Here is a 19,602-nt window from a genome sequence, read left to right on the forward strand (position 1 = left end):
AATCCTTCGCCGCACGCATTACGGACATCCAGCACCGGTGTATCATCCTGCGGACTGTTACGGGTGGCGGACAGATCCAGCCAGAGCTTCTGCGTCTCTGACAGCGGCTTTTTCTTCGCTTCAGGTGTGATGGCCTGAATAATTTCATCAGTGGAAAACTGTTTTGCCGGACCGGCCAGCGCGATATTACCGTCACGCATCACACTCAGATAATCGGCAATGGCATGTATTTCCGGCAGTTTATGAGAAATAAAGACAATCCCGACACCCTGCTGCTGTAATTCCCGCACCCGCTCAAACAGGCGTTCGGTTTCGGCGGGGGTCAGGGACGCTGTCGGTTCATCAAGAATAAGGATGCGGGAATCACGCATCAGCCCGCGCATGATCTCCACCAGCTGCTGATCCGCCACATTCAGGCTGCCCGCCCGCGCACTAAGATCAAAATTGCAGCGCAGTGATGTCAGCATCTGCTGTAATTTGGCTTTGCCCGCCTGATGTTTCGGCAGTCGGAACAGAATGTTTTCCTGTACAGACAGGTTAGGGAACAGCAGCGGCTCCTGCGGAACCAGATACAGTCCGAGCTGATGAGCTTTCGCCGGGGTCAGGTGCGATATCTCCTGACCTTCCAGCATCAGGGTGCCGGCGTCCGGCTGTTCAATCCCTGCAATAATTTTCATCAGCGTGGACTTTCCCGCGCCGTTGCCGCCCAGCAGCGCATGAACCTGTCCCGGCAACAGTGTGAAATCGATGTGTTTGAGGACAATCACACCGGAGAACTGTTTGGCTATTCCGCGGGCGGTGAGCAGCGGCTGAATCGGGTGTTGCTTCTCTGACATAACGGCACCTCTGGTGTTATGGGTATTGCTGCCGGATGTTATGTGATTAAGAAAACATCAATAAAATGAACATTTATAATTTATAAACACATTTGTTCATAAATGTAAGCCATAAAAATCAAATAAGACAATATTTCGACCATATTTTGTGAAAAAATCAGATCTGCGTTAGAATTTGTTCAAAATTTTGGCCCGCACCTCTGGCAGATTTCTGTAAAAGGTGCTTATCTGTAAAAACGGAAAACAAAAGTTCACATGACAACAGTTTCAAAAAACACGAAAGCAGCCCCGGTAAGCCCCGTTTCTTCGATGGACTATGACGCATCAGGACTTAGTATGAATGAAGAAGAGTTATTGGCCCGTATTGCCTGGTTTTATTACCACGATGGTCTCACACAGGGAGATATCGGGGATCTGCTCGGTCTGACACGGCTGAAAGTTTCGCGTTTGCTCGAAAAAGGACGTCAGTCCGGCGTCATCCGGGTGCAGATAAACTCCCGGTTTGAAGGCTGCCTTGAACTTGAAGATATTCTGAAAAAAAGATTTTCGTTAAAACAAATTCGCATTCTCCCGGCACTGAACGGCCCGGAGATCCACACCCGTCTCGGCGTAGCCGGTGCACATCTGCTGATGTCACAGCTTTCGCCCGGTCAGTTACTGGCCGTCGGGTTCGGGGAAGCGGCAATGGCGACATTGCAGCATCTGAGCGGGTTTGTCTCTTCGCAGCAAATCCGTCTGGTGACACTCTCCGGCGGCGTCGGGCAATACATGACCGGTATCGGTCAGCTTGATGCCAACTGTCCGGTCAGCATTATTCCGGCACCGCTGCGGGCATCGAATGCCTCAGTAGCCGCGACATTCCGTCAGGAACGCAGCGTGCAGGATGTACTGATGGCAGCCAGCGCAGCGGATATCGCGGTGGTCGGCCTGGGGGCGGTGAATCAGAAACAGGACGCGACCATTATGCGTTCCGGCTATATCAGCAGCGGCGAACAGCTGATGCTGGCACGGCGCGGGGCGGTCGGGGATATCCTCGGCTACTTTATCGGGCGCGAAGGGGAACTGACAGAAGACGTGGAGATGCATCGCGAACTTATCGGCATCACCCCCGCAGAACTGAAAAATATTCCGACGGTGGTCGGAGTGGCGGGCGGTGAGGAAAAAGCCGAGGTGATTGTGGCGGCACTGCTGGGGGGCTATATCAACTCCCTGGTGACAGACGAGCAGACGGCGCGGGTAATGCTGACATTATTAACCTGATGCACTGACTGTCCCGCAGACGAAAATCACGCTGTATTTCATGGTGTAACGGTATCAGTCCAATTGAATTTGTGAGGATGGCGACATGAATCAGATTACGGGCAGCGGCTCATCAGAAAAATACCTGATGGCGCTGGATGCGGGAACAGGCAGTATCAGAGCTGTTATTTTTGATCTTCACGGTAATCAGGTGGCGGTCGGACAGGCGGAGTGGCGTCATAATGAGCTGCCGGATGTACCGGGCTCGATGGAGTTTGATCTGCCGGTGAACTGGCAGCTGGCGTGCCACTGTATTGCGCTGGCGCTGAAAAATGCCGGTTTGCCTGCTTCGGCGATTGCCGGGGTGGCGGCCTGTTCGATGCGTGAAGGCATTGTACTGTATGATCGCAACGGCGAACCGATCTGGGCCTGCGCCAACGTGGACGCGCGCTCAAGCCATGAAGTCAGTGAATTAAAAGAACTGTACGATAATACTTTTGAATATGATGTTTATCAGTGCTCCGGTCAGACCTTAGCCCTCGGTGCCATGCCGCGTCTGTTGTGGCTGGCACATCACCGGCCGGATATCTACCGGCAGGCGGGCACACTCACCATGATCAGCGACTGGCTGGCCTGCAAACTGACCGGCGAGCTTGCCGTCGATCCCTCCAACGCCGGCACCACCGGGATGCTGGATCTGAAAACCCGTGACTGGCGGCCGGGACTGCTGGAAATGGCCGGGCTGCGGGCGGATATACTCTCTCCGGTTAAAGAAACCGGTACCGTACTGGGCTATATCACAGCGAATGCCGCGAAAGAATCCGGTCTGGCGGAAGGCACGCCGGTGGTGATGGGCGGCGGGGATGTCCAGTTGGGCTGCCTCGGGCTGGGTGTGGTCAGAGCGGGACAAACTGCGGTGCTCGGCGGGACGTTCTGGCAGCAGGTGGTGAATTTACCTGCACCGGTCACCGATCCGGATATGAATACCCGCATTAACCCGCATGTGATCCCGGGGATGGTACAGGCAGAATCCATCAGTTTCTTTACCGGCCTGACGATGCGCTGGTTCCGTGATGCATTTTGCGCGGAAGAAAAAATTATCGCGGAACGTCTCGGCGTGGATACTTATTCGTTACTGGAAGATATGGCTGCCCGTGTTCCCGCCGGTTCCCACGGTATTATGCCGATTTTCTCCGATGTGATGCGGTTTAAATCCTGGTATCACGCTGCACCTTCTTTTATCAACCTCTCCATTGATGCGGAAAAGAGTAACAAAGCCTCGCTGTTCCGCGCACTGGAGGAAAACGCCGCGATTGTTTCCTCCCTGAACCTCGATCTGATTGCAAAATTCAGTGGTGTGAAAGCGGATTCACTGGTATTCGCCGGTGGTGGTTCGAAAGGCAAACTCTGGAGCCAGATCCTGGCGGATGTTACCGGGGTGCCGGTACGGGTACCGGTTGTTAAAGAAGCCACAGCACTGGGGTGTGCGATCGCCGCCGGAGCGGGTGTCGGGTTATATGATGATATGGTGACGGCGGGTGAGCGTCTGGTGCAGTGGCAGCATGAGTATCAGCCAAATCCGGCGCACCGTGAGGTTTATGATAAAGCCAAACAGAACTGGCAGAAGGTGTATGCGGATCAGCTTTCGCTGGTGGATTCCGGCCTGACAACATCGATGTGGAAGGCACCGGGGTTGAAATAACCGGCGGTATAATCAGGCCCCGGGGAGTGCCGTTAACGGGCAAAAACGAAAAGTCGCTGTGAATACAGTCCCTGTACGCTCAGGCTCGCCATCCATGGCTCGCATGCTTTTCGTTTCCTTTGCCCGTTACCGGCTCAGTACCTGAGCGGCAGTGCTTTTCTCAACACTCAGACTGCGGCAATCACTTTGATTTCGACTTTATAATCCGGGTGCATCAGCGCGGCTTCCACGGTGCAGCGCACAGGGGCACTGCCTTTTGCGACCCATGCATCCCAGGCGGTATTCATACCGGCAAAATCAGCTTTGTCTGCCAGAAAAATGGTCGCATCGAGGATTTTGCTTTTATCTGAACCGGCGCGGGCCAGAATTTTATCGATCGCGTGCAGGGCACTGGTGGTCTGGGCAGTAATATCGCCGCTCAGATTTTCCGGAACACTGGTGTAATAAACGGTGTTGTTGTGTACAACCGCTTCAGACCAGCGGTCTTCCGGATCAATTCGCTGAATTGTCATTCTCTCTCCTGTAAATATATCCAGTTTCTTACACGGCAAGGTGGTGCTAATGCTCAACCCTTGGCATAATTAGCGCCTATTTTGTCAGAAGAGAACGCGCGTGTCAGACGATTTTGCAAAAAACGGCCGCTTAGCCCGTGTCATTCCCGGTTTTCAGCCGAGGGAAGCCCAGGTCACCATGTCGGCAGCGATCAGCCGGATAATTGAAACGCAGGGACAACTGGTGGCGGAAGCCGGGACCGGAACCGGCAAAACTTTTGCCTATCTGGTGCCCGCGCTGCGTGCCGGAAAGAAAACCATTATTTCCACCGGCTCGAAAGCGTTGCAGGATCAGCTCTATAACCGCGATCTCCCCACCATTATTCAGGCACTGGATTATGACGGCAGGGTGGCGCTGCTCAAAGGGCGCTCGAACTATCTCTGTCTGGAACGGCTGGAGCAGCAGACCCTCGGCGATATTAATATGGAGCCGGAAACCCTCACGCAGATAGTGGCGGCACGGCGCTGGGCGACGGCGACGGAGCTGGGGGATATCACTACCTGTCACGATATTCCGGAAGACAGCCCGGTCTGGCCGCTGATCACCAGTACCAACGATAACTGCCTCGGCAGCGACTGTCCGCAGTATAAAGACTGTTTTGTACTGAAAGCCCGGCGCAAGGCACTGGAAGCGGATGTGGTGGTGGTTAACCATCATCTGTTTATGGCGGATCGCGTGGTGAAAGACACCGGTTTCGGGGAGCTTATCCCCGAGGCGGATGTGATTATTTTCGATGAGGCGCATCAGATCCCGGATATTGCCAGTCAGTATTTCGGTCAGCAGCTCAGCAGCCGTCAGTTATTTGATCTCACCCGCGATATCACATTAGCTTACCGCAGCGAGCTGCGCGACCAGGCGCAGTTACAGAAATGTGCGGATCGCCTGACCATGAGTGTGCAGGATTTCCGGCTGGCACTCGGTGATACCGGTTTTCGCGGGAATCTGCGCGAATTGCTGGCTCAGCCGCAGTTTCAGCGGGCACTCACATTGCTCGATGATGCGCTGGAACTTTGTTATGACGTGATGAAACTCTCTCTCGGCCGCTCTGCCATGCTGGATGCGGCGTTTGAACGGGCGACCCTGTACCGTAATCGTCTCAAACGGCTGAAAGACGTTTCCATCCCCGGTTACAGTTACTGGTTTGAAAGCTATGGCCGTCATTTCCTGCTGGCACTGACACCACTGACCGTGGAAGATAAATTTCGCGAAATGATGAGTAATCAGGAAATGGCGTGGGTGTTTACATCCGCGACACTGTCGGTGAATGATGATCTGCACCATTTTACCCGCCGCCTCGGGCTGGATAACGCAGAAACCCTGATCCTGCCGAGTCCGTTTAATTATCAGGAGCAGACGCTGCTCTGTGTGCCGCGTTTTCTGCCGTCCCCGAATCAGTACGGTGCGGCAAAACAGCTGGCGGAACAACTGCGCCCGCTGATCAACCATAACCGTGGCCGCTGTTTCTTTTTATGCACTTCACACCAGATGATGCGCGATCTTGCCGCCGAATTCCGCCAGTCACTGACACTGCCGGTACTGGTGCAGGGAGAAACCAGTAAAACACAGCTGCTCCGTGATTTTGTCTCCTCCGGTAATGCCTTGCTGGTGGCTACCGCCAGTTTCTGGGAAGGGGTGGATGTGCGCGGTGATGCACTGACCTGTGTCATCATCGACAAACTGCCGTTTACCGCACCGGATGACCCGCTGCTGAAAGCCCGCATGGAAGATTGCCAGGTGCGCGGTGGCGATCCGTTCCGTGATGTCCAGATCCCGGATGCGGTGATCAGCCTTAAACAGGGGGTCGGGCGGCTTATCCGTGATACGGAGGATTACGGCGTGATTGTGATTTGCGATAACCGGATTGTCATGCGGCCTTACGGGGAAATCTTCCTGAAAAGTCTGCCGCCGTCACCACGGACCCGTTCACTGACCAAAGCCACGGAATTTCTGGCAGCACGGCAGTCACAGCGCCGTACAGCGGAATAACACTGAATCAGTTTCGCAATAAAAGTCACTGTTACTATGATTTTTTTGTTACCATAAACCTTATTTATTTGCCGGAGTTATGGCATGTCCAGCCGAATTTTAGCCTTAGATACAGCAACAGAAGCCTGTTCTGTTGCACTTTACAACAATGGTGAGATCACCGCCGATTTTGCCGTCACCCCCCGCGAACACACACAGCGCATTCTGCCGATGGTGCAGGCGGTGCTGGCACAGCAGAATCTCACTCTTCGTGATCTTGATGCGCTGGCCTTTGGTCAGGGGCCGGGCAGCTTTACCGGTGTGCGGATTGGTGTCGGGATCGCGCAGGGCCTGGCGCTGGGCGCTGAACTGCCGATGATCGGTGTTTCATCACTGGAAACCATGGCGGAAGGGGTTTTCCGTACCACCGGGCTTTCCCGTGTGCTGGTTGCCATTGATGCCCGGATGGATGAAGTGTACTGCGCAGCGTATGTCCGTGATGAGCAGGGCATCTTCCGGCAGGAACTGGCGGAAGCGGTGCTGAAACCGGCAGATTTTGTCACGCGCTGTGCCGCACTCACCGGCGAATGGGGACTGGCCGGTACCGGCTGGGCCGCATATCCGCAGATGCAGGAAACGCTGCCCCTCAGCACACAAATGACAGAAATTACGCTGCCGCATGCACAGGATATGCTGCCGCCTGCACTGAATGCACTGCGCCGCGGGGAAACGTCTGCCCCTGAATCGGCGGAGCCGGTGTATCTGCGCAACGAAGTGACCTGGAAGAAATTACCCGGCCGGGAATAACGTAAAAAAATAGCCTGCGTCAATTGTTGAACCGGCAATCATCAGCCACAATAAATGAATACTATCCGTCACAGGAGCTCATATCATGATGAATCGCATACGGAGCAGTCTGAAGTATGGTGTTGTGATTATATCTCTGGCGCTGACCGGCTGCGCCACAATCCCGGAGTCTATTAAAGGCAGCGGCACCACGATGCTGACGGATTTTCAGGCCGTTCAGAAAGCGCCGCAGGCCTATAAAGGAATGGAGGCGCGTTTCGGCGGGCGGGTGCTCAGCGTGCAGAATCAGCCCGATATGACACAGCTGGAAATCGCAGTGATGCCGCTTGACAGTACCGGTGCGCCATTCCTCGGTTCAACTATCACCGGCCGGATGTATGCCCGGATCAACAGCTTTATGGAGCCGGATAACTTCCGTAACCAGTATGTCACGGTCATCGGGCTGATGAATGGCACGCAAGCCGGTAAGATCGGTGATGTTCCTTATACTTTCCCGGTCATTGATGTCACCGGCTTCCAGCGCTGGCACCAGGCACGGCAGGTGATTATGCCGCCGCCGGTGTACGGGCCGGATCCGTGGCGCTGGCATAACGGGTATTACGGCGGCGGCTACTATGGCGGCGGCTGGTACTATCCGCCGGGACCGGCAGTGGTGCAGGATTATTTAGTCCCTTAATCGCGCGGATTGGCAGGTATAGTAACCTTAAAGTTCAGCATAGATGCGAATTTGAGTGTATAATCCCGCCCGCGACGATAAGCAGGAATGATTATCCTCAGCGTATTACAGTGAATAAATTAAGAGGCGGCATTTGCCGCCTCGATTATTATCTGGCGTTATAAAATAAATTAGTGATGTGACTCTCAACCTGAAACAGAAAAATTATCCGAAAACGCCGTTTTATGTAAATACTTTGTTTATGTAAATAATTTGTTAATGCCGGCGGGTCATGAGATGAGCAGCAATAATCAGGAGTAAAACCTTGGAAAGAGTCTGGCTTAAACACTATCCGGAAGATGTCCCGGCAGATATCAATCCTGACACCTATGCCTCAATGGCAGAGATGCTGGAGAATGCGGTATCGCGCTTTGCGGACCAGCCTGCCTTTATCAATATGGGCGAGGTGATGACCTACCGGAAACTGGAAGAGCGAAGCCGTGCATTTGCCGCTTACCTGCAAAACGGGCTGGGGCTGAAAAAAGGGGATCGCATCGCGCTGATGATGCCGAATTTACTGCAATATCCGATAGCGCTGTTCGGGATTTTACGGGCAGGGATGGTGGTGGTGAATGTCAATCCCCTCTATACACCAAGAGAGTTAGAACATCAGTTAAATGACAGCGGCTGTGCCGCGATTGTGATTGTTTCCAATTTTGCACACACCCTCGAAAAAATCGTTTATAACACACCAATCCGTCATGTGATCCTGACCCGTATGGGGGATCAGCTTTCCCGTCCGAAAGCCACGCTGGTGGATTTTGTGGTCAAATATATCAAGCGTCTGGTGCCGAAATATAACCTGCCGGACGCGATTTCATTCCGCCGTGCTATCCATCAGGGTTACCGCATGCAGTATGTCAAACCGGAAATTCACCGCGAAGACCTGGCATTTCTGCAATATACCGGCGGTACCACCGGGGTGGCCAAAGGCGCGATGCTGACTCACCGTAATATGCTGGCAAACCTCGAGCAGGCGCGCGCAGCCTATATTCCGGAGCTGAAGGTCGGCAAAGAGCTGATTGTCACTGCACTGCCGCTGTATCATGTATTTGCCCTGACGGTGAATTGCCTGCTGTTTATTGAAATCGGCGGTCGTAATCTGCTTATCACTAACCCGCGTGATGTCAGCGGGACGATTAAAGAACTGGGCAAATACCCGTTCACGGCCATTACCGGGGTAAACACACTGTTTAATGCCTGGATCAACAATCCGGAATTTCACAAACTTGATTTCTCCACCCTGAATCTTTCTGTCGGCGGCGGTATGCCGGTGCAGAAAGCGGTGGCGGAAAACTGGGAAAAACTGACCGGAAAACACCTGCTGGAAGGCTACGGACTGACCGAATGCTCACCGCTGGTCGCCGGTAACCCGCATAACCTGAAAAGCTACAGCGGCAGTATTGGTTTTCCGGTACCGTCCACGGAGATCCGTCTGCTGGATGATGACGGCGCTGAGGTGCCGGACGGTCAGCCGGGGGAAATGTGGGTTCGTGGTCCGCAGGTGATGAAAGGGTACTGGAACCGCCCGGATGCCACTGCCGAAGTGCTGAAAGATGGCTGGGTTGCCACCGGAGATATCGCGCAGTTTGATGATAGCGGTTTCCTGCATATTGTTGATCGTAAGAAAGACATGATTCTGGTGTCCGGTTTCAATGTTTACCCGAATGAAGTTGAGGATGCGGTCATGCTGCATCCGGCAGTGCTGGAGTGTGCGGCTATCGGTGTGGAAAGTGACAGTTCCGGTGAAGCAGTGAAAATTTTTGTCGTCCGCAAGGATCAGTCACTGACGGAAGATGATTTGCGTCTGCATTGCCGCCGTTATCTGACCGGTTATAAAGTCCCGAAAATCATTGAGTTTCGTGATGAATTACCGAAATCGAATGTCGGTAAAATTCTGCGCCGCGAACTGCGCGAAGAGGAAAAGCACAAAACGGATGTTCAGCCGGTTGCATGACACCGTATCAGGCCGCAGAATAATAACGCCGGTAAAAACCGGCGTTTATCTGTTCTGTTATGACTATTGATTGAAATACCCTGATCTATTGAATTATTCTGTATCACATCACTTAACCACGTCGTTAAAGACTAAGAGAAGTTGTTTTGAATTATCAGTTGATTACCAGCGATACACATCTTGCCGCCTATTGTGAACAGGTTACCGGCAAACCTTATCTTGCTCTGGACACTGAATTTGTCCGGATCCGGACCTACTATCCGCATCTCGGTCTGGTTCAGCTTTATGACGGGGAGCATCTCGCACTGGTCGATCCGCTGGGGATCACTGACTGGACACCGCTGAAAACCTTACTGACTGCACCGGAGATGATCAAATATCTTCATGCGGGCAGTGAAGATATCGAAGTCTTTTTCAACAGCATGGAATGTGTGCCGCAGCCGCTGGTGGATACCCAGGTACTGGCTGCTTTTACCGGGCATCCGCTCTCCTGCGGGTTTGCCACCCTGGTGGAAACCTATCTCGGCGTTACCCTGGATAAAAGTGAATCCCGGACTGACTGGCTGGCACGTCCGCTGACAGAAAAACAGTGTGAATATGCAGCGGCGGATGTGTATTACCTGTTGCCGCTGGCGGAAAAGCTGACTGAAAAAGTCCGTGATGCCGGTTACCTGGCGTCAGCGGAAGAAGAGTGTGCCATGATGGCGCAGCGCCGTATTACCCAGACCGACCCGGCGGAAGCCTACCGCGATTTCAGCGGTGCCGCGCAACTGCGTCCGCAGCAACTGGCCTGTTTACAGAAACTGGCGCAATGGCGGCTGGAACAGGCGCGTCAGCGTGATATGGCTGTCAATTTTGTGGTGCGCGAAGAACACCTGTGGAAAGTGGCGCGCTATATGCCAACGTCACTGGGTGAGCTGGACGGACTGGGGCTGACCGGGCAGGAAATCCGTTGTCACGGCAGACGCCTGCTGGCGTTAACGGAAGAAAGTCGTGCGCAGGATAACGCTGACTATCCGGCACCGGTGGAAAATGTGTCCGATCATCCGTTATACCGCAAAACCTTTAAGGCGATAAAAGCACGCATTACTGAGCTGAGTGAAGCGGAACAATTCAGTCCGGAACTGCTGGCATCACGCCGTCAGATTAACCAGTATCTGAATAAAGTGTGGGGATTCAAAAATACACCCGAAGAGCCGGAACTGCTGAGCGGCTGGCGCAAGCCGTTGCTGGAAACTGCACTGGCAGAGGTGGTTGCCGGAATTGAGGCAGGTGCTGTCTCCGGGGAATAAACATAAAAAAATACGGCGGGGTAACCCGCCGTGTTATCAGTGACAGTAACGGTACTATTTTACCGTCTCGTCTTTTTTTGTGCCCTCATCGCCTTCAGGCAGCGTAACGTTCAGTTCAAGAACAGAGATATCATCACCTTTCTGCTCAAACTGGACAGACAGCATTTCCGGATCGACCTGAACATACTTACAGATAACGGCCAGTAAATCGCGTTTCAGATCCGGAAGGTAATTCGGTTCAGACTCACCGCGGCGACGCTCTGCAACAATGATTTGCAAACGTTCTTTTGCAATATTAGCTGTCGGTTTTTTTCTCGACAGGAAGAAATCTAACAGCGCCATGGTTTACCCCCCGAATAAGCGTTTTAAGAAACCTTTTTTCTCTTCCTCAATGAAACGGAAAGGACGATCTTCACCCAGAATACGGGCGACAGTATCGTCATAAGCCTTACCGGCATCAGATTCCTGATCCAGAATCACCGGCTCACCCTGGTTGGATGAACGCAGAACAGACTGATCCTCCGGAATCACACCGATAAGCGGGATGCACAGGATTTCCAGCACATCTTCCATACTCAGCATATCACCACGACTGACACGGCCCGGGTTGTAACGGGTAAGCAGCAGATGCTCTGTAATCGGCTCCAGCCCCTGTTCCGCACGGTGGGATTTGGAGGACAGGATCCCGAGAATACGGTCAGAGTCGCGGACAGATGAAACTTCAGGGTTGGTGGTAATAATGGCTTCATCAGCAAAATAGAGCGCCATCAGTGCGCCGCTCTCAATCCCTGCCGGGGAGTCACAGATGATAAAATCAAAGTCCATTTCACCTAATTCATTCAGCACTTTCTCCACGCCTTCGCGGGTCAGTGCATCTTTATCGCGGGTCTGTGATGCCGGCAGAATAAATAAATTATCAGTCCGCTTATCTTTGATAAGCGCCTGATTCAATGTGGCATCGCCCTGAATAACGTTCACGAAGTCATACACGACGCGACGCTCACACCCCATGATTAAGTCAAGGTTACGCAGACCGATATCAAAATCGATCACTACGGTTTTCTTTCCTTTCTGGGCAAGGCCGGTCGCTATGGCCGCGCTGGAAGTGGTTTTGCCTACGCCACCTTTACCTGAAGTAACAACTAAAATGCGTGCCATGGAATTATTCCTTGTTAAAGGTCTATATGAGATTGTTGATAGTGAGTTCATTATTAACCAGACTGAGTTTGGCCGCTTTCCCGGCGAATTCGCCCGGGATTTGCTCACTCAGCCAGTATTGCCCGGCGATAGAAACCAGTTCCGCATGCAGGTGGGTGCAAAAAATCCCGCTTTCCGTATCACCTGCCGCACCGGCTAACACACGTCCGCGCATCAGCCCGTAAATATGAATATTACCGTCCGCAATGAGTTCTGCGCCCGCACTGACATTGGCGGTCACGATAAGGTCACTGTTCGGGGCATAAATGCGCTGGCCGGAACGGACAGGCACATTAATCAGCCGGGTTTTCCGGCAGGGGGAGTCTGCGGCGGCAGGGGAAGACACTGACGGTGCTTCAGGTTCCGGTATATCCGGTTCAGCAGTGCGGGCACTTTTGCCTTCATTGAGCAGCGGAAGCCCGTTACGGGTGGCTGCTTTGCGCATTTTCTCATCCTGACAGCCACTGACCCCGACAATCCGCAAACCGGCATCGGTCACGGCACGACAGATAATTTTCAGGTTCGCACCGGCTGAAATCTGGCTGACATTCAGCACAACAGGGGCATTCCGGAAAAAGGCAGGCGCCTGGCTGACTTTTTCGCGCACAGCCTGTTCAATAATCTGAGGATCCTCATTATTCAGATGAAGAACCGAAAGTGTGAAGTTACTGCCTTTAAGGTCAATTGGCGATGGTGACATCTGTCCGACTCAGTGTAATTAGCGGCCCGCTATTCAGCCATATATAAAATGTGCATTGCTGCGACGCAATGCCGGGTAACGATATTATCAAAAACAATAGCATGTTATAGTTAGTGCCATTTACTGGCAAGTCACGATTTGATTTAAACGGGATAATTCCAATGTTGTGTGCAATTTACAGAAGTCCGAACCGCGATCAAACCTATTTGTTCATCGAAAAGAAAGATGATTTTTCCCGTGTCCCGGAGGAATTGCTGAAAAGTTTCGGCAAGCCCGTCTTCAGCATGCTGATTAACCTTGCAAACCGCGATAAACTGGCCAATGCGGATATTGAAAAAGTGAAACAGGAACTGACGGCTGCCGGTTATTATCTGCAGTTCCCGCCACCGGTGGAAGATCTGTTATCAGAATACCGGGATACACTGAACATTCAGGATAAATCCTAATAATAATCCCCGCGAAATAACCAGAAAGGATATCGCTATGCGCCTGACATTATTAAGCGCCGTGATTATTACGGCCTCGCTGACGGCATGCAGTGCATCTCAGACGCCGGTATTACCGGCAAAATTACTGGCAGATACCCCGGCAGCACAGCAGACCGCCGCAGTACGGTTGTCAGTGGCGGATTTACAGCGGGAATTTCCGGCTGACTCACGGACAGCAGAACAATTTCCGGCCTATGCTGAACAACTGAAAGCGATGGCGCGTCAGGAGGGTATTAAAGAATCCACACTGACCCGCGCTTTTGAGAATTTTCATTTTATCGAACGTGTTATAACGTCTGATAAAAACCAGCCGGAGAAAAAAGTCACGCTGGATGATTATCTCTCCCGCCGCGTGACCAAAGGCGCAGTCAGTGCTGCAGTAAAACAGCATGATGCCAATGCGGCGCTGCTGGCCGGTATCAGTCAGCGTTACGGTGTGCCGGAGGAGTATATTGTCTCTCTGTGGGGGCTGGAAAGCGGTTTTGGCCGTTATCAGGGCAAAGAGGATGTCATTTCTGCTCTGGCAACCCTGGCGTATGAAGGCCGCCGTGAAGAGATGTTTGTTAAGCAGTTTATCGCCGCGTTACAGATTATCGACCAGGGCCATATCCCGGCAGATCAGCAGCTGAAAGGCTCCTGGGCCGGTGCCATGGGGCAAAACCAGTTTATGCCGACCAGTTATCTGACCTATGCCGTGGATGGTGACGGTGACGGTGTGGTGGATATCTGGAATAACAAAGCGGATGTATTTGCCTCCACCGCCAATTATCTGGCCACAGAAGGTTGGGTAAAAGCGCTGCCGTGGGGATATGAAGTCTCTGTTCCCGCAGGCTTTGATCGCAGCATTGAGGGAACAAAGAAAAACCAGAGCAAAACACTGGCACAGTGGAAAGCGCTGGGGGTGACACTCCCGGCACAGGCCAATCTGCCGGAATCGACCCCGATGTGGTTAGTCGTCCCGGAAGATAAGCAGGCGCGGGTGTATCTGGTCACACAGAACTTTATCACCATCATGCACTGGAACCGCTCGTATTTCTTCGCACTCAGTGTTTCACTGATGGCGGATAATGTCGGTGCGGAAATCCGCTGATGTCATCAGAATAATAAAGTAAAGGGGTAAGACTATGTATCAGCATCGTGACTGGCAGGGCGCTCTCCTCGATTTTCCGGTCGGGAAAGTGGTATGTGTGGGGCTGAATTATGCAAAGCATGTTGCGGAGATGAAATCACAGGCATCCGCAGAACCCCTTCTTTTTATTAAACCTGAAACGGCACTGTGCGATCTGCGCCAGCCGGTCGCTATTCCGAAAGAGTTCGGCGAAGTGCATCACGAAACCGAATTGGCGGTGCTTATCGGCGCTCCGCTGAAACAGGCCAGTGAAGACCGCTGCGCCCGGGCGATTGCCGGGTTTGGTGTCGCGCTGGATTTAACACTGCGTGATGTGCAGATGAAATTAAAGGCGGCGGGGCAGCCGTGGGAAAAAAGTAAGGCATTTGACGGCTCTGCGCCGGTGTCCGGGTTTATTCCGGTCAATGAATTCCCGGATCCGCAGAATGTCACCCTGAGCCTGACCGTTAATAATGAATTGCGCCAGCAGGGAAACACCCGCGAAATGCTGACGCCGGTGATACCGCTGATTAGCTATATGTCCCGTTATTTCACGCTGCGTCCGGGGGATATTATCCTGACCGGCACACCGGAAGGGGTCGGGCCGCTGGTATCGGGCGATATGCTGAAAATCTCGGTAAATGATCACATGCTGACCACGCGGATTATCTGAAACGGGTCAGCCACGAAGTAAAAGGAAAAAAGAACATGTCTCAACCATTCTGGACGGTGAAAACCCTCGATGAAATGAGTGACGAAGAGTGGGAATCACTGTGTGATGGCTGCGGGCAATGCTGTTTGCAGAAACTGATGGATGCAGACACCGATGAAATCTATTTCACCGATGTGGCCTGCAATCAGCTGGATATAAAAAGCTGTCAGTGCCGTCATTATGAAGACCGTTTCCGCTATGAACCGGACTGTATCAAACTGACGCGGGAAAACCTGCCGACATTTGACGCCTGGCTGCCGATGACCTGTGCTTACCGCCTGGTTATGGAAGGCAAACCGTTATTACCCTGGCACCCGCTAATCAGCGGATCCAAATCCCTGATGCACCAGAAAGGGATTACCGTCCGCCATATCGCCGTCACCGAAAGCGTGGTACAGAACTGGGAAGACCATATTCTGAATAAGCCTGAAGGTGGGTTCTAACATATTGTTTTTAAAGTAAGTCACTATTGTTCGTTAACTGCATGGGGCATGGATGGGGCATTTTGCGTGAAAGTAGCGTTCAGAATGTCTATCTGACTACTGTTATTGTCAGCCATCCATTTCCCATAAACGGTGTAAACCATTTGCGCGGATGTGTGCCCCATCTGCTCCGCAATAAAATTAGGGTTAGCACCTGCGCTGAGCGCCCAACATGCAAATGTATGTCGGGACTCATACGCTTTGCGATGGCGGATACCGGCTCTTTTCAGTGTGCTGTTCCAGGTGGTGCCGAATGACCCCGGAGCATACCACTCACCTCCGGTGCCGTTATTACTGCTCTGCTGTGGCTTGAACACAAATGAGCACTGATCCTTTCTGACCTTACCGTACTCTCTCAGATGGACATCCACCTCAACAGGACGATTCATCTTCGTATAAAGCATCTGTGACTTAAGTGCATTGATAGCCGGAATCGTAAGAGCAATTGTCCGGATACCGCTGGTTGTTTTCGGTGGGGTGAAGTGGTCTTTAATAGGCAGGTTTCTGCGTACTGTTATCGTCCAGTTTCGGGTATCAATATCTTCCCAGCTCAGCGCACATAGCTCCCCGTGCCGCATACCGGTACTGACAGCCAAAATCCAGAGATTGCGGATCTGCTCACAGGAACAACAGGAAACAAACCTGGCAAATTCTTCGCGGGTCAGCGGGTCAGGGGCTGTCTTATCATGCTTCAGTGGCTTGATGCCGGTGAAAGGGGATGATTGCAGATAGCCGCAGTTAACTGCAAATTCCATCATGGCTTTAAAGCAACTCAGATAAACATTAACGGTTTTCACTGACCTGCCTTTTTTATTACTCCTGTTTTTTTGATTTGTACCGCATATCTGATTTCCGGTAAGAAGTAGTTTTCTCAGAGAGATAATATCCTCATACAAAACTGAAGATATATTTCGTGACGCGCCAATTAAAAATATACAAATATCAATATAGGACGTGTACCTGTTCATGGAGTTTTTGGTTATTTCTGTTGATTTTAAATCAAGCCATTTCTCTGCAAGCTCAGTAATTATTATTTCCCTCCCTTGCGCAGATTTATGGTTAATTGTTGATGAGTTCGGGAATTGCTGAGCATAGTCAAATGTTCCCATTTTTATCGCAAAGCAGACCGAAGTCCTCAACTCACCAGCCATTTTTCTGTTTTTCAATGTGTCAGGTACACTGAGGTTTTCTCTGTGCCTGCGCCCGTTATACATAAACCAGATCCGCAGGCTCTCTCCGTGAGCCTCAACACCAGTAGGGTATTTTGCCATTTTAATTCCTAATCAGCCTTTGTTGCCACGCGGAACAGCCATGTTCTGCCGTTCCACCCATTCATCTACAGCAAAACGATTATACATAATAGGGCTGTTATCTTTGGGGTTACAGTCAGCAGAATAGTGACGATACTCACGACCCTCAAACCATGACTTTTTCCTTGCAGATGTTATTGCTGATTTGCTCAGGCCCGTAAGAAGCATCAGAATATCCTCTGCAACCCACTTATTTGCCTGTAAAATAATAACATTACCCATCCTTCATCTCCTTCTGTAACTTACGCACGTAATGACCCAGCATCATTTTTGCGCTGAATTTGCGGTTATTGAGTGGCTTAAATTTCGGTGTGTATTTGTCGAGTACTGCGGCTATCTGCGGGTCTGATTTGTCGCTGAGGCTGATTAACTCAGCCAGGCAATCCCTTGCTATTCACCTGCGTCCATTCTCTGCTTCCTGTGGTGTCATAACTCAATACTTCCCGGCACCTGATCCCCATACACATCCCATTCACCGTATTTCTCCCTGGCAAACAGTTCAATGCGCGGGACATCGCCGTATAACTCTTCCAGCCGGTGATGAACTTCCTTCGGTTTCTCGCTGTGCTCACCGAGGCAGGAATACACTATCTGACGGACGCTGGCTGACTTCCGTTCCAGTCCTGCGCCGCGAGTGGCAATCAGGCATACCTCAGCATTGGCGCGGGTATAGTTGCCGCCATTGATGCGCGTCTCTGCGTTCAGCGTGTCCATGAAGTCGAACATATCTTCTGGCGGTTTCGCATCAATACGGCCGGCAGCGTTTTTGTTCAGCTTCACCCACACGAACCCGAAGCCGGTACGCACCCTAAACCCCCACGCTTCAGCCAGTTCGTAAGCCTCACGGACAAAGTTACCCGTGTACCACATACAGAGTACGGAGTTGTCAGAGGCTATTTTTTCGATGGGTAAGCGGGTGAGGGAATAAAAATCGGTGGTGTTGTAGTGGTTGTCTGCTGCGCCGTTGGAGGATTTGTTATTATATTGCCAGGGTGGGTCTGCGAGAATTAAGTCATACTTTTTCACATCGTCACCTCAACTTATATTCCATATAACCCGAAAGCATTGAGCCGACACTATCGGGGTATAATTTCCTGTCTGGATTTTTATTGTTGCGCATAAACCTGCGCACTTCATTATCCATTATCCTCACACACGAAAAACAAATATGAGTAGACCCGCGTATTGTGATGATGTCGCGCTCAAATTCACTTTTACATGAGCAGCATTTAAACAACTGTTGTTCTTTATTCATTCTCCGCCTCTTTCATCATCAGGAAACAAATCATAGCGGCGCGGTAATAATTTTTATCGTAAATTTCTAGCTCGCCTTTTTCTTCATCAAAATGACGCGCACCCCAGCCAATATCCTTATCGATATAATTCATGCATATCTCATTCTCAAAAACAATCGGCATTGCGTCCGCCGGGTTGTTGCAGGGGGCGAATGGCCCCGTTTTCACACCGGTAATTTTTACGATGATTGCGTTTTCAAGCCCAGGTATTTCACATTGCTTGAATTCAGTTCGTTCAGGCGGAAATGGCTTTGCTCCTATGGCAACAGCCACAGCTTTATTAATCTCAAAGTCTGATTTGTCACGATATTTGTTCATTGTCTTCACCAATGTAAATTCTGAATCCATCTGACATGAAATCAGTGTTGAAAAAATGAGAATGAAGATTAACGCCATCCTCTCCAGTTATAACCCCGCGAACCATGTGCAGATATTCACTTTTAGTAAAATATTTGTGAGTTACTTTTTTACCGTCTAATAACGCTTTAAATGCTTCATCTCTATTCACCTCACCACCTCCGCACACAATAATTCAACATTCCGCACAGTCGTCATCTGCACTATGCGGCTCTCACATTCTTCGAGCGTATAAATATCATCGGTAACAGGCACAGCAGAGCCGTGCATTACCAGTAGTAATACAAATCCGATTATGGTCATGATTTATTTATCTAAGCGATAGAGTGGGGTGCAATTGCCTTCATCTGCGGGGGTGATAATTGTCTGCTTTCCTCGCCTTAAACATACTGACGCAGTAGCTGATAAATATCCGACAGGCTTTAATGTGCTGCGCGATGCCTGCCAGCTAATCCACATTAAATCAATATCCCGGTCAGCATAATTTAATCCGTTATTCGCAGTTTTTAATTTCCGCTCCATCTCTGCTGGGTCGGTATGCAATTTAATGTATTCCTCAAACTGCTTACGTGATATATCCATCATGATGACCCTCTAATTTTATTCGCCATGCTAAATGTAAAGTCTGCGTAATAGTCAGATTCGGTTTTAAGTGGCAATTTAATTAATTCATTATTTTGACTTAAAACATACATACCAAAACTGGTAATGCTGTAATAACTTTTACTGTGGCGACGAACGACCCCCAATTCAGCCAGACGCTGCATTTTTTCTTTTGGCACATCATAAGGCTGGCTATCTTCGCAAGTTTCATTGAACCTTTTCAGATTATTTAAATCTTCTGGCTGTAAAAATTCTATATTATTACTGTCCATCACCCCTCCTGAA

22 protein-coding genes are annotated in these 19,602 nt (G+C 51.1%); 11 read left to right on the forward strand and 11 right to left on the reverse strand.

Annotated elements, in window-relative coordinates:
• A partial coding sequence (locus N7387_RS19590; RefSeq protein ID WP_279800739.1) for an ATP-binding cassette domain-containing protein occupies positions 1-836 on the reverse strand: 836 nt, incomplete at its 3' end.
• Between the two features lie 309 nt (positions 837-1,145).
• Between N7387_RS19590 and lsrR the strand changes: the two genes are divergently transcribed.
• Positions 1,146-2,096, forward strand: a complete 951-nt coding sequence (lsrR, locus tag N7387_RS19595) for a transcriptional regulator LsrR (protein ID WP_186848317.1) — start codon at positions 1,146-1,148, stop codon at positions 2,094-2,096.
• 85 nt (positions 2,097-2,181) lie between these two features.
• On the forward strand, positions 2,182-3,777 hold the full coding sequence (gene lsrK / locus N7387_RS19600) for an autoinducer-2 kinase (RefSeq protein WP_004237500.1): 1,596 nt from the start codon (positions 2,182-2,184) through the stop codon (positions 3,775-3,777).
• A gap of 167 nt (positions 3,778-3,944) precedes the next feature.
• Here the strand turns inward: lsrK and N7387_RS19605 are convergent, their stop codons facing one another.
• Entirely contained in the window at positions 3,945-4,289 is a 345-nt protein-coding gene (locus tag N7387_RS19605; RefSeq protein ID WP_279800740.1) for a RidA family protein, read from the reverse strand.
• Positions 4,290-4,389: 100 nt separating this feature from the next.
• Between N7387_RS19605 and N7387_RS19610 the strand changes: the two genes are divergently transcribed.
• The 5 genes from N7387_RS19610 (at position 4,390) to rnd (ending at position 11,065) form a co-directional block, all read left to right on the forward strand.
• Positions 4,390-6,315, forward strand: a complete 1,926-nt coding sequence (locus N7387_RS19610; RefSeq protein WP_279800741.1) for an ATP-dependent DNA helicase — start codon at positions 4,390-4,392, stop codon at positions 6,313-6,315.
• Positions 6,316-6,399: 84 nt separating this feature from the next.
• Positions 6,400-7,101, forward strand: coding sequence for a tRNA (adenosine(37)-N6)-threonylcarbamoyltransferase complex dimerization subunit type 1 TsaB (gene tsaB / locus N7387_RS19615; RefSeq protein WP_279800742.1), 702 nt, complete (start codon positions 6,400-6,402; stop codon positions 7,099-7,101).
• Between the two features lie 85 nt (positions 7,102-7,186).
• Positions 7,187-7,777 (forward strand): Slp family lipoprotein, encoded by a 591-nt coding sequence (locus N7387_RS19620; protein WP_279800743.1) that lies wholly within the window; start codon positions 7,187-7,189, stop codon positions 7,775-7,777.
• Between the two features lie 304 nt (positions 7,778-8,081).
• Entirely contained in the window at positions 8,082-9,773 is a 1,692-nt protein-coding gene (fadD, locus tag N7387_RS19625; RefSeq protein WP_262859226.1) for a long-chain-fatty-acid--CoA ligase FadD, read from the forward strand.
• Positions 9,774-9,919: 146 nt separating this feature from the next.
• Entirely contained in the window at positions 9,920-11,065 is a 1,146-nt protein-coding gene (gene rnd, locus N7387_RS19630) for a ribonuclease D (protein ID WP_279800744.1), read from the forward strand.
• A 54-nt stretch (positions 11,066-11,119) separates the two neighbouring features.
• Here rnd and minE read toward each other — a convergent pair whose 3' ends face one another.
• The 3 genes from minE to minC are packed head-to-tail and all read right to left on the reverse strand — an operon-like array spanning position 11,120 to position 12,962.
• Positions 11,120-11,407, reverse strand: a complete 288-nt coding sequence (gene minE / locus N7387_RS19635) for a cell division topological specificity factor MinE (RefSeq protein WP_024472998.1) — start codon at positions 11,405-11,407, stop codon at positions 11,120-11,122.
• A 3-nt stretch (positions 11,408-11,410) separates the two neighbouring features.
• Positions 11,411-12,223 carry a septum site-determining protein MinD gene (gene minD, locus N7387_RS19640; RefSeq protein WP_279800745.1) on the reverse strand — a complete coding sequence of 271 codons (813 nt, stop codon included), beginning with the start codon at positions 12,221-12,223 and terminating at the stop codon, positions 11,411-11,413.
• Positions 12,224-12,245: 22 nt separating this feature from the next.
• Positions 12,246-12,962 (reverse strand): septum site-determining protein MinC, encoded by a 717-nt coding sequence (gene minC / locus N7387_RS19645; RefSeq protein WP_262859223.1) that lies wholly within the window; start codon positions 12,960-12,962, stop codon positions 12,246-12,248.
• A gap of 161 nt (positions 12,963-13,123) precedes the next feature.
• Between minC and N7387_RS19650 the strand changes: the two genes are divergently transcribed.
• The 4 genes from N7387_RS19650 to N7387_RS19665 are packed head-to-tail and all read left to right on the forward strand — an operon-like array spanning position 13,124 to position 15,713.
• Positions 13,124-13,408, forward strand: a complete 285-nt coding sequence (locus tag N7387_RS19650; protein ID WP_262859222.1) for a YcgL domain-containing protein — start codon at positions 13,124-13,126, stop codon at positions 13,406-13,408.
• A gap of 37 nt (positions 13,409-13,445) precedes the next feature.
• On the forward strand, positions 13,446-14,540 hold the full coding sequence (locus tag N7387_RS19655) for a lytic murein transglycosylase (protein WP_279800746.1): 1,095 nt from the start codon (positions 13,446-13,448) through the stop codon (positions 14,538-14,540).
• Positions 14,541-14,574: 34 nt separating this feature from the next.
• Positions 14,575-15,231 (forward strand): fumarylacetoacetate hydrolase family protein, encoded by a 657-nt coding sequence (locus tag N7387_RS19660; protein WP_072867894.1) that lies wholly within the window; start codon positions 14,575-14,577, stop codon positions 15,229-15,231.
• 35 nt (positions 15,232-15,266) lie between these two features.
• The gene (locus tag N7387_RS19665) at positions 15,267-15,713 is read left to right on the forward strand and encodes a YcgN family cysteine cluster protein (protein WP_024473000.1); all 447 of its coding nucleotides are present in this window, start codon (positions 15,267-15,269) and stop codon (positions 15,711-15,713) included.
• Positions 15,714-15,736: 23 nt separating this feature from the next.
• On the opposite strand, the gene N7387_RS19670 is transcribed toward N7387_RS19665, so the two are convergent.
• The 6 genes from N7387_RS19670 to N7387_RS19695 form a co-directional block, all read right to left on the reverse strand.
• On the reverse strand, positions 15,737-17,023 hold the full coding sequence (locus N7387_RS19670) for a DUF3596 domain-containing protein (protein WP_279800747.1): 1,287 nt from the start codon (positions 17,021-17,023) through the stop codon (positions 15,737-15,739).
• Between the two features lie 12 nt (positions 17,024-17,035).
• Positions 17,036-17,284 (reverse strand): excisionase family protein, encoded by a 249-nt coding sequence (xisR, locus tag N7387_RS19675; RefSeq protein WP_279800748.1) that lies wholly within the window; start codon positions 17,282-17,284, stop codon positions 17,036-17,038.
• Positions 17,285-17,488: 204 nt separating this feature from the next.
• Complete coding sequence (locus tag N7387_RS19680; RefSeq protein ID WP_279800749.1) at positions 17,489-18,088, reverse strand: MT-A70 family methyltransferase; 600 nt, start codon at positions 18,086-18,088, stop codon at positions 17,489-17,491.
• Positions 18,089-18,309: 221 nt separating this feature from the next.
• On the reverse strand, positions 18,310-18,753 hold the full coding sequence (locus N7387_RS19685; RefSeq protein ID WP_279800750.1) for a phage protein NinX family protein: 444 nt from the start codon (positions 18,751-18,753) through the stop codon (positions 18,310-18,312).
• A 267-nt stretch (positions 18,754-19,020) separates the two neighbouring features.
• The gene (locus tag N7387_RS19690; protein WP_279800751.1) at positions 19,021-19,299 is read right to left on the reverse strand and encodes a hypothetical protein; all 279 of its coding nucleotides are present in this window, start codon (positions 19,297-19,299) and stop codon (positions 19,021-19,023) included.
• Positions 19,296-19,602: hypothetical protein (locus N7387_RS19695; RefSeq protein WP_279800752.1), on the reverse strand; the 307-nt coding region annotated here is incomplete at its 5' end. The genes N7387_RS19695 and N7387_RS19690, both read right to left, overlap by 4 nt.

This window comes from Morganella sp. GD04133 (assembly GCF_029835375.1).
GTDB lineage: Bacteria > Pseudomonadota > Gammaproteobacteria > Enterobacterales > Enterobacteriaceae > Morganella > Morganella morganii_B.

Bases quoted from the DNA above. Each gene is read 5' to 3' on its own strand.
- N7387_RS19655 (WP_279800746.1), top strand. From the start codon at position 13,446: ATGCGCCTGACATTATTAAGCGCCGTGATTATTACGGCCTCGCTGACG.
- lsrK (WP_004237500.1), top strand. From the start codon at position 2,182: ATGAATCAGATTACGGGCAGCGGCTCATCAGAAAAATACCTGATGGCG.
- N7387_RS19685 (WP_279800750.1), bottom strand. From the start codon at position 18,753: ATGGCGTTAATCTTCATTCTCATTTTTTCAACACTGATTTCATGTCAG.
- N7387_RS19650 (WP_262859222.1), top strand. From the start codon at position 13,124: ATGTTGTGTGCAATTTACAGAAGTCCGAACCGCGATCAAACCTATTTG.
- minE (WP_024472998.1), bottom strand. From the start codon at position 11,407: ATGGCGCTGTTAGATTTCTTCCTGTCGAGAAAAAAACCGACAGCTAAT.
- N7387_RS19665 (WP_024473000.1), top strand. From the start codon at position 15,267: ATGTCTCAACCATTCTGGACGGTGAAAACCCTCGATGAAATGAGTGAC.
- minC (WP_262859223.1), bottom strand. From the start codon at position 12,962: ATGTCACCATCGCCAATTGACCTTAAAGGCAGTAACTTCACACTTTCG.
- N7387_RS19690 (WP_279800751.1), bottom strand. From the start codon at position 19,299: ATGATGGATATATCACGTAAGCAGTTTGAGGAATACATTAAATTGCAT.
- xisR (WP_279800748.1), bottom strand. From the start codon at position 17,284: ATGGGTAATGTTATTATTTTACAGGCAAATAAGTGGGTTGCAGAGGAT.
- N7387_RS19670 (WP_279800747.1), bottom strand. From the start codon at position 17,023: ATGGCAAAATACCCTACTGGTGTTGAGGCTCACGGAGAGAGCCTGCGG.
- lsrR (WP_186848317.1), top strand. From the start codon at position 1,146: ATGGACTATGACGCATCAGGACTTAGTATGAATGAAGAAGAGTTATTG.
- N7387_RS19620 (WP_279800743.1), top strand. From the start codon at position 7,187: ATGATGAATCGCATACGGAGCAGTCTGAAGTATGGTGTTGTGATTATA.
- minD (WP_279800745.1), bottom strand. From the start codon at position 12,223: ATGGCACGCATTTTAGTTGTTACTTCAGGTAAAGGTGGCGTAGGCAAA.
- N7387_RS19605 (WP_279800740.1), bottom strand. From the start codon at position 4,289: ATGACAATTCAGCGAATTGATCCGGAAGACCGCTGGTCTGAAGCGGTT.
- N7387_RS19660 (WP_072867894.1), top strand. From the start codon at position 14,575: ATGTATCAGCATCGTGACTGGCAGGGCGCTCTCCTCGATTTTCCGGTC.
- tsaB (WP_279800742.1), top strand. From the start codon at position 6,400: ATGTCCAGCCGAATTTTAGCCTTAGATACAGCAACAGAAGCCTGTTCT.